The organism is Pseudoduganella sp. UC29_106, assembly GCF_044055365.1.
Lineage (GTDB): Bacteria > Pseudomonadota > Gammaproteobacteria > Burkholderiales > Burkholderiaceae_D > Rugamonas.
This window is the reverse complement of the sequence record NZ_CP171977.1, coordinates 2,764,846-2,779,484: the sequence shown is the minus strand read 5'-3', so window position 1 is coordinate 2,779,484 and position 14,639 is coordinate 2,764,846. Positions and strand designations below refer to the sequence as shown.

General features: G+C 65.5%; 14 protein-coding genes and 1 pseudogene. 9 read left to right on the top strand and 6 right to left on the bottom strand.

Features of this window, described 5'->3' with window-relative positions:
- Positions 1–50: 50 nt before the first annotated feature.
- The 3 genes and pseudogenes from ACHMW6_RS14400 to ACHMW6_RS14390 all read right to left on the bottom strand — a co-directional run.
- Positions 51–437 carry a hypothetical protein gene (locus tag ACHMW6_RS14400; protein WP_395407773.1) on the bottom strand — a complete coding sequence of 129 codons (387 nt, stop codon included), beginning with the start codon at positions 435–437 and terminating at the stop codon, positions 51–53.
- Positions 438–533: 96 nt separating this feature from the next.
- Entirely contained in the window at positions 534–2,000 is a 1,467-nt protein-coding gene (locus ACHMW6_RS14395; protein WP_395407772.1) for a TonB-dependent receptor plug domain-containing protein, read from the bottom strand.
- Between the two features lie 56 nt (positions 2,001–2,056).
- Positions 2,057–2,257 (bottom strand): annotated as a pseudogene (locus ACHMW6_RS14390) (TonB-dependent receptor plug domain-containing protein); the annotation flags it as partial.
- A gap of 364 nt (positions 2,258–2,621) precedes the next feature.
- On the opposite strand from ACHMW6_RS14390, the gene ACHMW6_RS14385 reads away from it, so the two are divergent.
- Positions 2,622–3,476: an MBL fold metallo-hydrolase gene (locus ACHMW6_RS14385; RefSeq protein ID WP_395407771.1), complete on the top strand. Its 855-nt coding sequence runs from the start codon at positions 2,622–2,624 to the stop codon at positions 3,474–3,476.
- An 86-nt stretch (positions 3,477–3,562) separates the two neighbouring features.
- Here the strand turns inward: ACHMW6_RS14385 and ACHMW6_RS14380 are convergent, their stop codons facing one another.
- Both ACHMW6_RS14380 and ACHMW6_RS14375 read right to left on the bottom strand, forming a co-directional pair.
- Positions 3,563–3,826, bottom strand: a complete 264-nt coding sequence (locus ACHMW6_RS14380) for a hypothetical protein (RefSeq protein WP_395407770.1) — start codon at positions 3,824–3,826, stop codon at positions 3,563–3,565.
- A complete protein-coding gene (locus ACHMW6_RS14375; RefSeq protein ID WP_395407769.1) occupies positions 3,787–4,995 on the bottom strand; it encodes a M20/M25/M40 family metallo-hydrolase in 1,209 nt (402 codons plus the stop codon). The genes ACHMW6_RS14380 and ACHMW6_RS14375 overlap by 40 nt, the downstream gene beginning before the upstream one ends.
- A gap of 118 nt (positions 4,996–5,113) precedes the next feature.
- Here ACHMW6_RS14375 and ACHMW6_RS14370 point away from each other — a divergent pair, with 118 nt between their 5' ends.
- The 5 genes from ACHMW6_RS14370 to ACHMW6_RS14350 all read left to right on the top strand — a co-directional run bounded on the left by ACHMW6_RS14370 (position 5,114) and on the right by ACHMW6_RS14350 (position 10,180).
- Positions 5,114–5,647: a GNAT family N-acetyltransferase gene (locus ACHMW6_RS14370; RefSeq protein ID WP_395407768.1), complete on the top strand. Its 534-nt coding sequence runs from the start codon at positions 5,114–5,116 to the stop codon at positions 5,645–5,647.
- 104 nt (positions 5,648–5,751) lie between these two features.
- Positions 5,752–6,189, top strand: a complete 438-nt coding sequence (locus ACHMW6_RS14365) for a PXPV repeat protein (RefSeq protein ID WP_395407767.1) — start codon at positions 5,752–5,754, stop codon at positions 6,187–6,189.
- A 132-nt stretch (positions 6,190–6,321) separates the two neighbouring features.
- On the top strand, positions 6,322–6,774 hold the full coding sequence (locus tag ACHMW6_RS14360; protein WP_395407766.1) for a hypothetical protein: 453 nt from the start codon (positions 6,322–6,324) through the stop codon (positions 6,772–6,774).
- On the top strand, positions 6,677–9,151 hold the full coding sequence (locus ACHMW6_RS14355; protein WP_395407765.1) for an EAL domain-containing protein: 2,475 nt from the start codon (positions 6,677–6,679) through the stop codon (positions 9,149–9,151). Before ACHMW6_RS14360 ends, ACHMW6_RS14355 begins: the two co-directional genes overlap by 98 nt.
- A gap of 42 nt (positions 9,152–9,193) precedes the next feature.
- Positions 9,194–10,180 carry a protein kinase gene (locus ACHMW6_RS14350; RefSeq protein ID WP_395407764.1) on the top strand — a complete coding sequence of 329 codons (987 nt, stop codon included), beginning with the start codon at positions 9,194–9,196 and terminating at the stop codon, positions 10,178–10,180.
- Between the two features lie 346 nt (positions 10,181–10,526).
- Here the strand turns inward: ACHMW6_RS14350 and ACHMW6_RS14345 are convergent, their stop codons facing one another.
- Positions 10,527–10,982, bottom strand: coding sequence for a hypothetical protein (locus tag ACHMW6_RS14345; RefSeq protein WP_395407763.1), 456 nt, complete (start codon positions 10,980–10,982; stop codon positions 10,527–10,529).
- A gap of 193 nt (positions 10,983–11,175) precedes the next feature.
- Here ACHMW6_RS14345 and ACHMW6_RS14340 point away from each other — a divergent pair, with 193 nt between their 5' ends.
- Genes ACHMW6_RS14340 through ACHMW6_RS14330 form a run of 3 tightly spaced genes read left to right on the top strand, consistent with a single transcriptional unit; the run spans position 11,176 to position 14,556 of the window.
- On the top strand, positions 11,176–12,501 hold the full coding sequence (locus ACHMW6_RS14340; RefSeq protein ID WP_395407762.1) for an FtsW/RodA/SpoVE family cell cycle protein: 1,326 nt from the start codon (positions 11,176–11,178) through the stop codon (positions 12,499–12,501).
- A 6-nt stretch (positions 12,502–12,507) separates the two neighbouring features.
- The gene (locus ACHMW6_RS14335; RefSeq protein ID WP_395407761.1) at positions 12,508–14,088 is read left to right on the top strand and encodes a hypothetical protein; all 1,581 of its coding nucleotides are present in this window, start codon (positions 12,508–12,510) and stop codon (positions 14,086–14,088) included.
- Positions 14,089–14,556, top strand: coding sequence for an SH3 domain-containing protein (locus ACHMW6_RS14330; RefSeq protein ID WP_395407760.1), 468 nt, complete (start codon positions 14,089–14,091; stop codon positions 14,554–14,556).
- The last annotated feature ends 83 nt before the right edge of the window (positions 14,557–14,639 follow it).

The following is a 14,639-nucleotide window of genomic DNA, read 5'->3' as shown; positions in this document are numbered from 1 at the left end:
ATTCTTCTCTCGGTGAATGGACGTACTCCGGCCGCATGGGCCGGTCCGGATCAGGCGAAGAGATGCCGGGGCGGACGTTCAGGCGTGGCCAGGTCGACGGCGGCAGGAGGCGCCGCGTGATTGGGAATGAGCTTGCCGGTCAGGCGCGGCCCGGATTGGGCCAGGGGCAGGGTTGGCGCAAGCGCTGCGCCGATACAGCATGGGGACACGCCGCCACAATGCGAGCCGGCCTTCCCGGCATGCTGTGAATGGTTCGCATCCTGGTCGCCCTGCTCCGCCGCAGCCAGCATGGCCGCGTGGTCATGTTCGCCGGCCGGCATGGCCTGCGCGCCGCCGATCAGCGGGGCGCACGGCAGCGCGCCAGCCGCAGCCAGCCCCTGGAAAGGGACCGCCAGCAGCATCAGCCAGACGATGAGGGCACGGAACAGGACTTTCATGCCGACATCTTAGCATGGAACCTACACCATAAAACTAGTGGCTGCCACGATGTGGCAGCCACTTGCTTTACGCCGCTGGTTTCAGTATGGCTTTCCTCAGAAGCGGCTTATCACATTGACATAGTAGCCGCGCTCCACCAGGGACCGGGTTGCTACTTCGGTAAATTCGCCGTGCGCCGGCCCCGCCAGGTTGGTGCCTCCCACCGCCACTTCCAGGCCCGGTTTCGGACGCCAGGCCAGGCGCATGTCCGCCGTGTGGTAGGCCGGCACGTCCGGGTTGAACAATTTGCCAACGTGTCGAAGGGTCACGTCCAGGTCGCAGTTCTCGCGGATTTGCAGGGACGAGCGCAGCAGGAAGGTATTGCGCGGGTCGCGCCCTTCCTTGTCCAGCGAGGCCACAAAATCGCGCACGCCGGGCTTCAGCCAGAACTTCTGCTTCAATCCCGTGGCGCCGGCACTCAGGCGCCAGTCGCGCGAGACTTGCCAGCTGGCCCAGGCTTCGACGCCACTGGTGGAGGCCATCATGCCGTTCTTGAAAAAGATCGAGCGCATGCTCGGCGTCAGTTCGCCCGTGTGCAGCTTGTCGTAGAAAGCGCGGTAGACGTTCACCGAGTAGCTGAACCGCTCCAGGCTGCGGCGGTAACCCAGCTCGTAGACCCGCGCCACTTCCGATTCGAAGGTCGGCCCGCCCTCAAGGATGCGCGGCGGCTTCGCCGGAATGAACACGTCGCGGTCCAGGCGCGATGGCGCACGCACGGTGCGCGAGGCGGCGGTCCACAAGAGCTGGTCGGCGGTCGGTTTCCAGGCCAGGCGGGCATTGGGCAGGTATTCGTTGCCGGTGTAGAGATTGCGCTCGGCGCGAATGCCGACGATCAGCTTCAGCTTATCGGTCAGCGTGATCGCGTCCTGCGCGTAAAGGCTGGACCAGCGCAGGCGCTCGTCGGCCGGCAGGAAAGCGATGTAGATGCTGTTGGTCAGCCTGTCCTTGGCACTGCGATGCTCGGCGCCGACTGCCAGTTCGTGGCGGCCGATCGGCGCCAGCGTGTACTGCGCCTGCGCGTCCCAGATATCCAGGTTCTCGGCGAAGGTGGGCGGCACGGTTCGCTGGCTGTGGTCATAGGTCAGCTGCACGCTCACATTGCCGCCATCCGCGAACTCGCGCGTCCAGCGGCCGACCAGGTTGGCGCCATTGAAGTTTTCGTTGCGCAGGTCGAGCTTCACGCCGCCGATCGATATCGTGCCCGGCAACGGCTGGCCCTTGCGGGCGCGGTAGATGTCTCCCTGCAGCGTGAATTGGTCGCTGCCCGTTGCCCAATCGGCGCGGAAGCCGGCCTGGCGCTTGTGCCAGGCATCATCGACAACGGTGCCCGCCGCGGTATTCGTATGGTCGATCTGGAAGCCGGAAACATAAGCGCGCCACGCACCCTGCCCCACACGCCCGCCCGTGTGGGCGCTGCCATAGCTGCCCAGGTTGCCGGCGGTGACGGCAAGGACGTTGTCCTGCGTGTCCGCTGCGGTCTTGGTGATGATGTTAATAACGCCATTGACGGCATTCGTGCCCACAGCGTGCCACCGGGGCCGCTGATGACTTCGATGCGTTCCACCAGGTCCAGTGGCATGTCCTGCGCATTCCAGAACACGCCGGAGAACAGCGGCGAATACACGGAGCGGCCATCGATCAGCACCAGCAGCTTATTGCCGTCGCTATTGGCGTGCCCGCGCGCGCTGGCCACCTGGCCGGATGCATTGGCGGTTGCCACTTGCAGGTTGGGGGCGAGCCGCAAGGCCTCAATGAGCCGGGTGGAGCCGCTACGCCGCATATCTTCGGAAGTGATGATGAATACGGCCGCGGGCGCGTCAGCCAGCCTTTCTTCGCGGCGCGAAACGGAAATGATGCGCACATTGCTCAATTCTTCCAGCGACAGGCTGGCCAGGCTGTCCTGGACGTTCGTGGCGGAGGCCGAGGCTGCCTCCAGGGATGCCAGCACCACGGCAATGCGCAGCAGAGCGGATCTTTGCATGCGTTCTCCTTATAGCCTCGTATAAAAAGATTAGCATGAAGCACAAATTACACCACGCACACTACAAACGGTGGCCCTTGCATCATAAAACTCATATCGCCATCCCCTTCATATCAGGATTCTTTATATAATTGCGCCGCCTCCAAAAACCTATCAAGTTGCTATGAAGCCCGAGATCCAAGGATTTTTTGACCCTGCCACTTCCACTATCACGTATGTAGTGTTCGAACGCGATGGCGGCGCTTGCGCCGTGATCGACTCAGTACTGGATTACGATCCGAAAGCCGGCCGCACGTCGACCGCGTCGGCCGACCGCGTGGTGGACTTCATCCGCGAGCACGGGCTGAAAGTGGAATGGCTGCTGGAGACCCATGCCCACGCCGACCATCTGTCCGCCGCCCCTTACCTGCAGGAGAAGATCGGCGGCCGCATCGGCATTGGTTCAGGCATCCGCACCGTGCAGCACGCGTTCTCGCATGTGTTCGCGCGCAAGGGACAGCAGGATGGCTCGCAATTCGGCCGCCTGTTCGAAGCGGACGAGGAATTCGCCATCGGCGCGCTCACCGCGCGCGCCCTGCACGTGCCTGGACATACGCCGGCAGATATGGCTTACCAGATCGGCGATGCGGTGTTTGTCGGCGATACGCTGTTCATGCCGGACGTGGGCACGGCGCGCTGCGATTTTCCGGGCGGTTCGGCCTCGCAGTTGTATCAGTCGATCCGGCGCCTGCTTTCATTGCCGGCGGAGACGCGCCTCTTTATGTGCCATGACTATCCGCCTGCGGGCCGCGGCCCCGCCTGGGAGGTCACGGTGGCGGAGCAGCGTTCTGCCAATATTCATGTGCGGGATGGGGTGACGGAAGCGGACTTCGTTGCCATGCGCACCAAACGCGATGCGACGCTGACGATGCCGGTGCTGATCTTGCCGGCGATTCAGGTGAATATCAGCGCGGGGCAGTTGCCGGAGGCGGAGGAGAATGGGGTGCGGTACCTCAAAATTCCGTTGAACGCCTTCTAAAACCCAAACCAGACCCTGGTGTCTGCCACGATGTGGCAGACACCTGTTCAGGGGCCGCGGGCTGGCACCAGCTCTTGCCGTGGGTTTTACTTGAGCTGCTCCGGCGCCCGTCCAATAGGCTCTTCCATATTGGCCAGATACCAGGTCATGGTAGACAGCACAGCCACGTGCCGCTTCACATCATCCGGATTCACCTTGTCGAAAGTATCGGCGGCCGTGTGGTGCCAGTTGAAGTAAGCGCTGGTATCCACCAGCGGCTGGAAGGTTGGCACGCCGTCCGCCTCCATGGCATGCAGGTCGCCGGCGCCCATTACGTCGCGGCGCTGGAACACGCCGGCGCCGATCGGCACCAGCGATTTCTGCAGCGGGGCAAACAGTTCTCGTATTGCGGACGCACGCTGGCCTGGAAGCCGAAGGAGCGCCCCGCGCCGCCGTCGGATTCAATCGCAGCGATCTGCTTGTCCAGCGCAGCCTTGTTCGACTTGTGATAAGCGTTGCCGCCCGCGCCGCCGTTTTCCTCGCTCATCCACGCCACCACGCGGATGGTGCGGCGCGGCTTCAGGCCCAGCTGGTTGAGCGTCTTGATCACGGCCATGGCGCCGGTCACGCCGGTGGCGTCGTCATGCGCGCCGGTGGCCAGGTCCCAGGAATCCAAGTGGCCGGACACGATCACCACTTCTTCCGGCTTTTCGGTACCCGGCAGGTCGGCGATCACGTTGAAGCTGTCCGCTTCCGGCAGCATCTGCGGCGTCATGGTCAATTTCAGTTTCACGGGACCGCGCTTGCTCAGGCGCGTGATCAGCATCGCATCCTCGGCCGACACAGCAGCGGCAGGAATGCGCTTACCGTCGGCCAGCACGGTCAGGCCGGTGTGCGGCAGGCGGAAGTTGGCGCCGCCCACCGAGCGCACCAGGGCCGCCACCGCACCCAGTTCAGCCGCCTGGCGCGGACCATTGGTACGGAAGCTGGATCCGCGTCCATAGGCCGGGCCGGCCAGGCCACGATCGGCCATGGCCTGGTCGAAGGCGACGTCGAACAGCACGATATTGCCCTTCACTTCGGCGGCGCGCGCCTTCAGTTCATCGAAGTCGCGGATCACGATCACGTTTGCGGTCAGGCCGGTGGCCGGGGTCGCACCGGAACCACCCAGTGCGGTCAGCACCACTTTCTGCGTGATGTTGGCGGGACGGCCCTTGTAATCAACGATCTCGCCCTTCTCTTCGCCGCGCACCCAGTGCGGCACTTTGACCGGCTGCAGCGTGACCTTGGCGCCCAGCTTGCGCATGGCGTCTGCAACCTGCTCGACGGCGGCGGTGGCGCCCGGCGAACCGGACAAACGGGGACCAACCAGGTCGGTCAGGTCTTCCAGGCGCTGGTACGCCCAGTCGTCCTGCATGGCGGCATCGCGGATCTTGCCGAGGGTTTCGGCGTCATTGGGCGCGGCAAAGGTATTGCCGATCAGGCCCGCGCCCAGCAGGCAGGTCGCCAGGGCGCTCAGAAGGGGCTTGCGAAGTTGCATACGTATCCTGTGAAGATGGTTGATGTTCGCTAGGAACGCGTAACAATATCCTATTTAATAATGTTTTGCAGTAACACAATGTATTGACCGCCCGGCATCCCTGTCCTACCATGGTTTTATGCTAAAAGGACAACTCTGCCTCGTCCGCCATCTGCTCAACACGGACCTCAATACTTTTATCGCGCTGGTCAACGACCTGCCCTCGCGTGGCGAGTACTTTTCGCTGTTCTTCAAGTCGCCGGAAGTCATGCGGCGCGAATTCACCCAGAACGGCTTTGTCACCGAAGACAATGAACTCTTCGTGGTCGAAGACCAGATCACCCACCACATCGTCGGCGTCATCACGCACTTCAAGACGCGCACGCCCAGCAGCCGCGAAATCGGCTACCGCCTGTTCGACCAGCGCCTGGCCGGCATGGGCTATACCACCGAGGCGGTGCAACTGCTGGTCGATTACCTGTTCCGCATCAATCCCGTGCACCGCCTGGAAGTGCTGACCGCGCCGGAGAACATCGGCTCCATCCGCGTGGCGCAGAAATGCGGCTTCCGCGAGGAAGGCACGCTGCGCCAGGCCTTCTTCGTGAACGGCCATTACCAGGATGTCAAAATCTTCAGTTTGTTACGGGATGATTGGGAACATTTTAGATTGTAAGAATCTGTATTAGTCGTGGAGTACTTGCTTCCCCTTGGATATAGTGAATACCAATGAGAGACCCCTGGGCCATTCCGGTCCGGGCAAGCACAAGGGGAAATACCATGTTCGACAAACGTATCGCTGGGCTGGTGCTGATGGGCGCCGCCCTCACCGCTTCCTCCGCTGCCTTCGCAGCCGGCGACCGTGACTTCAACACCGCAGCAGGCGCCGTTCTCGGCGCGGCGATCGGCAGCCAGAACGGCCCCGGCGGCGCCCTGGTCGGCGGCGTGGTTGGCGCAGCCGTGGGTAATGCCATCGGCCCGGACCGCGGCTACCGTCACGGCCGTGGCTATACGGATACCCGTGTCTACGTGAATTCCGGCCCGTCCTACTACCAGCAGCCTGCCCCGGTGTACTACGAACCGGCCCCGGTTTATGTGCGCCCGGCCCCTGTCTACGTTGAACCCGCTCCGGTCTATGTCCGTGAGCGCTACTACGCGCCCGCCCCGGTGTATTACTACGGCCCCGGACGCGGCCACCATCACCGCCACGGCTGGTAATTCAGCCCACCTTGAAACGCCCGGCCACGCGCCGGGCTTTTTTTTGTCCTGAACTATGGCATACAATTAACAATGTTAAATTACATAATATGACTATCTAACAAATAGCCACGCGCTGGCTCTGGGGGTTTGATGCGCATTTCGACCAAGCTGACGTCCGCCACGGCAGCGATGTTCCTGATTGTGGGCGGCGTAGGCACACTGGGGCTGGAGCGACTGCGCGAGCTCGCCCATATGTCCGTGGTCGCCGAAGCGCAGAATGTGGCGACGGCGATCGCCACCATGGCGTCCTTCGACCAGGACAGCGCCACGTACCAGGACATCATGGATTTCATGGCGCAACGGCAGAACCGCGACCTGGAAATCATCGACCGCAATTTCACTGTTATGGCCGACGTGGACAAGGCGGGTGTCGGCGAGGTCATCGAAGAAGGGGCCACGCCGGGACGTTGTGGCGCAAACGCTACAGGATGGCCGGCCGCGTACCATGAAAGAACAGGCGACTGCGCACACGCCGGAAATGCGCCAGATTGTAGTACCGGTGTACGACAACAGGCGCCAGATCGTTGCAGCCCTCACGTATGAGTACACGCCAGTCTACCGCGTGCTTGAGCAGCAGGTGCGCGAAACGCTCGGACTTGTCGTCGGGGTGGGCACCCTGGGACTGCTTCTGGCGCTCGGCTGCGCCTTGTATGTCTCACGCAAGGTTTCCCGTCCCATTGAGTTGCTCAGCAGCGCAGCGCTGCGCCTGTCGCGTGGCGAGCGCGATGTGAGCGTGGACCTGGATTCGCGCGACGAGATCGGCGAACTGGCGGCGTCCTTCAATACGATGAGCAAGGCCCTGCAGGCTTCCGCAGCGGACCTGCACCTGCGCGAGCGCGCCATCGAGTCCAGCTTCAACGCCATCATGATCGCCAGCCTTACACGGCAGGGATTCCCCATCGAATACGTGAACACCGCGTTCACCCGCATCACCGGCTATGCGGCTGACGAAACGATAGGCAAAGGCGTCAACTTCCTCGTCGGCGAGGACAACCAGCAGCAGGCTTTCGAGGAGATCCGCCTGGCCCTGCGCGAACGGCGCGAAGGGCATGCGGTGCTGCGCAGCTACCGCAAGGATGGCACGCCGTTCTGGAACGAAGTCCACGTGGCGCCCGTGCTCGGCGAGGAAGGCGAACCCGAACACTTTATCGCCATCTTCAATGACATTACCGAGGCCCGCAACGATGCCGAACAGCTGGCGCACCATGCGCAGTACGACGCCCTCACCGGCCTTGCCAACCGCAGCCTGCTGACGGACCGCCTGAAGCAGGCCATCGTCGCCGGCCAGCGCCGCAAGGACCACATCATGCTGGCCTTCATCGACCTCGATGACTTCAAGCTGGTCAACGAGAACCTCGGCCACGCCAAGGGCGATGAATTGCTGAAGATGATCGCCGGCCGACTGTTGTCCTGCGTGCGGGCCAGCGATACGGTGGCCCGCATGAGCGGCGACAAGTTCATCCTGCTGCTGCACAGCCACGCCGTCAACGAGCTGACCATGGAGTCCCATATCACCGAGCTGGTGAAGCGCGTACTGGATAACATCGCGCAGCCGGTAGACCTGGCCGGGCAGGATGTGCAAATCAACTGCAGCATCGGGCTGGCCAGCTATCCGCAGGATGGTCTGGAGGCGGAAGCGCTGCTGCGCAACGCGGAAGCGGCCATGTACGGCGCCAAGGAACAGGGCCGCAACGGCTTCCAGTTCTTCACCTCGGAATTGCAGGAACGCGCACGGCGCCAGTTGCAGCTGGGAGCCAGCCTGCGCCAGGCGCTGGAGAAGAATGAATTCGAGCTGCATTACCAGCCCCAGGTCAGCCTGCGCTCGGGCAAGGTGGTGGGACTGGAAGTGCTGCTGCGCTGGCGCCATCCCCAGCAGGGACTGATCGGACCCGGACACTTCATCGGCTATGCCGAGGAAAGCGGCTTGATCATCCCCATCGGGGAATGGGTGCTGCAGCAGGCTTGCCGGCAGAACAAGGCCTGGCAGGACGCCGGGCTGCCGTCAGTGCCGGTGGCGGTGAATGTGTCCGCCCGCCAAGTGGCGCAGCCGGGCCTGGAGGAGACGGTGCGGAGTGCGCTCGAGCAGTCCGGCCTGGCGCCGCGCTACCTGGAGCTGGAACTGACCGAGAGCATTTCGATGAACGATCCGGAACGCAGCGTGCCGCTGATGGAAGCCATGAAAGCCATCGGCGTCGAGATTTCCATCGACGATTTCGGCACCGGCTACTCGAACATGAGCTACCTGAAACGCTTCCCCATCGATCGCCTGAAGCTCGACATCTCCTTCGTGCGCGACATCACCACCGATCCGGGCAGCCTGGCGATTTCGGATTCGATCATCACCATGTCCCACAGCCTGCATCTGGAAGTGGTGGCCGAGGGCGTGGAGAGCGAGGCCCAGCTTGCGCTGCTGTCGGCGCGCGGCTGCGATATCGTGCAGGGTTATTACTTCAGCAAGCCGCTGCCGGCCGACGAGCTGGCGCAGCTGCTGCGCGAAGGCAAGTGCCTTCCGATCGACGAGATGGGCCGTCCCGCCCTGCTGATCCTGGACGACGATCCGCACCTGCTGGCCTATTTTGAGTTGCTGCTGTCCACCGAGGGCTACACGGTATTCGCCACCACCAGCCCCCAGCATGCCTTCGAACTGCTGGCGCGCCATGACATCGGCGTGCTGCTGTGCGACCAGCGCATGCCGGAGATGAACGGCGTCGACTTCCTCAGCCGCACACGGCGCATGTATCCGGATACCGTGCGCATCATGCTCAGCGGCTACGACGACCTCAATGTCACGCGTCAGGCGATCAATATGGGCGCGATCTACAAATTCATCGAGAAGCCGGTGCAGCCGGACGACCTCCGCGCTGCAGTGTCCGAGGCCTACGGCCGCTACCTGAACGCGCGCCAGTTGCAGGAAGCCTGAGTCTTTCCCTTTCCCTCCGCTAGCCATAGCCGGAGGGAAGGCATGGACACCATCACACTGGAACTGGGGCACTACCAGCTGCACGAACAGATTGCCGGATCGGCCTATGGCGTGATCTGGCGCGCCAGCGGTCCGCATGGCACGGGCGACGTGGCGCTCAAGCTGGTCAACCAGGCGCAGATGTCGCGCGCCCTGCCCGCATTGCGGGAGCGCTGGATCGCCAGCGCCGCCAGTGAAATCGCGTTCCTGCAGTCGCTCGAGCCCTGGGATGAGCGCCATATCGTGCGCCTGCTGGACAGCGGCTGGCACGAGGGCTTGCCGGTGCTTGCGCTGGAGCTGCTGGATGGCGATCTGGCGCGGCATATGGCGTCCGCGCCACCGCCGCCGCTGCAGGCGTTTCGCTGGACGGCGCAGCTCAACCAGGCGCTCGCCAAGGTGCATCAATACGGCTGGCGCTACCTGGACCTGAAACCGGCCAATGTGCTGGTGGACACGCGCCTGGGCGCCGTCAAGCTGGCCGATTTCGGCACCAACCGCCGGCTCGAGTCGCTGCACGCCCACACCTATTCCGGCACCGCCAACTGGCAGGCGCCGGAACAGTTTTTCCCGCGCCGGGGGGCGGCTATGCCACCGGCGTGCAGAGCGACTATTTCGCTCTGGGGGCCCTGTGCTACTACCTCGTCACCGGCGGCGAGTCGCTTTCCTATTGCGCCGCTTGCGGGCAGGCTTACCGCGAACGCCTCGCCGACGGGGCCACAGCCCTCCTCGCCACGCACGGCGGCGTTCCACCCACGCTACAGCCCGAAGAGGAGGCGCGCTTCGTCCGCGACCTGCCTGTTGCTGCGCGCTGCGCGGCCCTGTCGCTGCTGCGCGGCCTGCTCGCGCAGTCTCCGGACGACCGGCCCCGCCACGCGCTCCAGATCAGCCGCCAGCTCGCCGCCATCCTCGCGCTACTCGACCGGACAGACCCGTCCCGTGCGCACGCCGCCGCCGCGCCGATGGCGCACTTCGGCCGCCCGACAGTCCTGAATGGCTGGCTGCAGCCATGAATCGCTTGCGCACCCTCGTCCTCCTGGGCCTCGCCCTGCTGTGCGGGCTGCAGGTCTTCGCCCTGCTGCGCGCGCCCGATGCCTGGCAGCCGGGCCGGATTGCTATCCACCTGCAGCCCGGCGAATCCCTGCAGCTTGGCCGCCGGGAACTGGCCGCGCCGCTGGCCGACAGCGCCCACATTGAAATCTCGCGCACGGTCAGCGGCGAGTGGCAGCTGCGTCAGCTGGCCGCTTCCCGCGCGCCTCTGCTGTCGCGGGAAGGCGGCGACGAATCGCTGGCCACCACACCAGTGGCCGGGCTGTCCAGCTTCCAGCTTGGCGCCACATCATTTGCAGTGTTGCACGCCGATGAGCGCCAGGCTGAATTCCTTCTCGCCGGAGAGCGCTGGCGCTTCGACGGCGCCACGCTCTACCGCAACGGCGCCGCACAAGCGTCCTGCCCCGATGCGCGCTGGCCGGCGCGCCTGATCGCGCTGTGGAACCGCGCCGCGCCGCAGGCGCTGACCATCGCGCGCACCCTGCAGTTCGGCGGCAATCTGCACTGCGGCAACCGCCTCGGCATCCCCGGCCTGGCGCCGGACAGCGCTTTCATGTCCCGCGCCAATGGACAGCTCCGCCTCAGCGACACCACCCGCGCGCCCCGCTCCCTTGCCGGCGTCACCGCCATTTCCCTCGGCGCCACCCGCCTGTCGGTCCTCGCCTCTTCCGCGGACACCTTCCTCCTGGCGCCAAGCCGGCGTGTGGCCCTGTTCGGCCAGCCGCAAGTCCGGCTGCCCCCGCAAGTCAGCTGGACCTGGCAGCCTCGCACGCTCTGGGCGCCCGCGACCGCCGCTCCGTCGTCCTTCGCGCCGCCGGCGGGCAGCATCATCGTCGCTGCCGCTGCCATGCTGGCGGCCGCCGCATTGGGCGGCGCGACGCTGGCCGGACGGGTGCGCCGGCGCGCCGCTGCGCAGCCCACGCCGCGCCCCCGCCGTTTTGGCTGGCGCCCTTTCCCTGCTGGTCGCCGGCGTAACGGCATTGCTCGCGCAGCGTACCGGCCATCCGCTTGCTCCCGCGCTGTCCCTGGCCCTGGCCGCAATCTCGCTGGCGATCTGGCTCGCGCCGCCGGGCCGCGTCACGCTCGCCACCGCGTGTGCGCTTCTGCTGCTCGCCACCGGCCTGCTCGCCCAGCTGGAGCTGGGCCTGGGCGCACAGGACACGTCCTGGCTGCGCTACTATCAGAAAACCGCCTCCTTGCTGGCCATCGGCAGCGCCGCCGCCACGCTCTGGCGGCAAGCACCGCAGCGCGCTGCAGCATCGCAGCGCGCAACCGAATACCTGCTCCTCAGCTACGCCACCCTGGCCCTGATGGCGCTGGCCGCACAGGTGCTGTGGGGCGACGAAACCGGCGTCTTCGACCTGCAGCCCGTCGAACTGGCCAAGCTCGCCCTTACCGCGTTGACCGCCCACTGCCTCGCCTTGCGCCTGGGCTGGCAAAAACATTACGTAAAACGCAGGCTGGCCGCCCACTGGCTGCGCCTGATCGCTCCCGCCCTGCTCTTCCTCGTCCTGCTGGCCTTCGCCCTGGTGCAGGTCGACGACTACTCGCCGCTGGTGCTGCTGATGCTGTGGACCGGCGCCACCGCCCTCGCCTATGCCCTCGCGGCGCGCAACTGGAAACTGGTGGCAGGCATGGCAGCAATCGCGATTGCCGGAACAGCCAGCGTCGCCATTCTGCGCGAGGGTGGACCGGAAGGACTCGCGCGCCTGCCCGGCGGCTTCTATGCCGACCGCTTCCAGGTCTGGCTCGAACCCGAGCGCCACCCGCATACGGGGCAGCAGCTGCTGCAAGGCGCCAGCGCCATTGCCGAAGGCGGCCTGGCTGGCGCGGACAGCATGTTCGGCCTGCGCGCCCTGGGCCAGCCTGCCGGCAGCAGCACCGCCATCCCCGCCGTGCAGGACGATTTCGCGCCGTCCTTCTTCCTCAACCGCCACGGCCTGCTGCCCGCGCTGCTGCTATGGTGCCTGCAAGCGGGCTTCCTCAGCGGCCTGCTGCTGATCGCCGCACGGGCGGCACACAGCGCAGCCGCGGCGCGCAACTTCCGCCAGGCCTGGCAGGCGCGCTTCCGCTGCTTTGCCCTGTGCGGCGGCGCCGCTTTCGTGTTTGGACATTTCCTGCTCTCGTGGGGCACGAACCTGGCCATTTTCCCTGTCATGGGCCAGCCCATGAGTTTCCTCTCGGCAGGCGGCAGCCATCTGCTGTTTTTCCTGCTCCCCCTGCTAGCGTTCAGTGCCGTCAGCGCGCAATCTTTAGAGGAGTGATGCATCATGCCGATCTACGTCCAACATGAGACCCTGGACCGTATTCCGGACGTCTTCAACGCCGAAGCCATCTGGCAGTCGCCGGGCTTTTCGCTGTTCTCGCGCCGTCCCCTGCTGCGTGACCTGCTCGAGCGCAGCCCGCGCGAGCAGCGCGGGCACGCCGCCACCCGCTGCTTTTCCCATGTCACCCTGCGCCTGCCGCAGGAAGACGTGGATGACGATTACCACCTTACCCGCGGCAACCGTGTGCGCGAACTGGCCGAAACGCTGGCGGCCCTGCACCAGAAAGACTTCGGCGACCTGCTCGGCAGCGACCAGGTGCGCTATGGCGTGACCGGCGCCGAAGACCTGGCGCCGGGCGAAATCCAGATCTGCTTCGGGCATGCCGTGTATGTGCCTTCGCCCGAAGAGAAGGCGCTGTTCAACGTCAGCGTGTCGCGCGACAGCGCCGTGTGGAAGCCGGTTTGTGCTGTCTACCCCAACCAGCGCCTGGCGCTGATCGGCGGACAGGAGGCTGTCGCCAGCGTGCTTGCGCCGGGATGGCCGTTTGCCGGCGATGGGGCGATCCTGCTGGTCAATGACGGACCGGATAGCGAACCCGTAGTGCAGGTGCGGCCCAAGGAAGCTTTCGACTGCTCGTTCGACGCCAGCCTGGGCGCCTATGCCATCCGTTCCAGGATGGGCGGCAGCGAACGGCTGCTGCTGAAGATTACGCGCGCGGCCGGAACGCCGACTCCGTCGGCTGCAGCACGCAGCGCGCGGCCGGCGCCGGTGCCGCCAGCGCCTGCGGAAAGCCGTCCGGCGGTCTGGCAGCGCCGCGCGGCGGCTGCCGGCGATGATACCGGCGAAGTGACCGCCGTCCCGGCCGCAGCGCCGTCGCCGGCCGCCTTGCTGGCCCGCCCAGGCGAAAGCGACGCCACCTTCGCCCCAGGCGCATTGCAGCGCCTCACGCTGGCCGCGCTGGCCCTGCCCCGCCTGAGCCGCTACCGCGACACCGGCGCCATTTCCCTGGAAATCCCGTTCACGCCGACCCTGGCCATCGCCCGTAACCCCGCCGCCGACCGCGCCATCACCCTGGTCGCGACGGACGCCGATGAGCTCATAGCCATTACCGATGCGGGGCGCCAGCGTGTCACGGCGCCCGCCAATTTCTCCCCGACGGGTGCGCGTACCCTGCGCCTGCAGCCAGTGCCGGCGGAGATGGCAGAGCGCTACTGCGCGCTGCTTACGCTGGCGGAGGCATGCAGTCTGCCGCTCGCCGCCGGCGCGCGCACGGACTTTGGACGCAGCATCGCGCCCAGCGCCGTACTGCGTCCACTGGACGCGCCGTGGATGCTGACGACGACGCAGGCTGCCGCGGCGGGGGCAGCGCCGTCCAGCCCTGACCGCATCGGTCTCTCCCGCAACGCCTTCTCCTTCGAAGCGACTGCGGACGGCCTGCAGCTGATCCGCCAGTCGCCCACGCAGGCGCTGTACCACCTGAACGAGCAACTGCAGTTCGTCGCCGCCATTGCAGACCAGGCTTTCACCATCCCGCCCGGGCACCATGTCGTGGCCGGCCACTATGTGCTGCGCTTTGATGCCTGAATGACCATGAACCTCACCGCCTACCACCTGGCCGCATACGGCGCGGGCCTGGCCATGACCCTGGTCCTGGCCTCCTACCTCACGCCGCGCGCCTGGTGGCGGCGCCCCACCGCGCGCGGGCTGGCGGTCCTGGTGGGCGGCACTTGGGCGCTTGGCGCGCTGCTGATGCACGCTTTCGGCACGCCCGTCTCCGCCAACGCACTCGCCAGGGCGGCGCCGGTCAGCGCAGGCGTAGGCATAGGCGCAAGCGCAGAGATTCCCGCCCAGCCCTTCCGCGTGCACCGCGCCCTGAACCTGCGCGCCGACCCGAGCACCAGTGCCGAACGCCTGGCCACCGTGCCCGCCGGCGCCATGGTCACGCCGACCGGCAAACGCCGCGGCGACTGGTGGCAGATCAAGGCCGAAGCGGATGGACGCGAACAAACCGGCTGGGCGAGCAGCCTGTGGTTACGCAGAAAATATGAATAGTTAAAGTACATTTTTGTTATCAAAACGTTGCGTAATTGATGCGCCCGGAATACCGGGGTAAAAACCATCCTGATCGGGCTTCT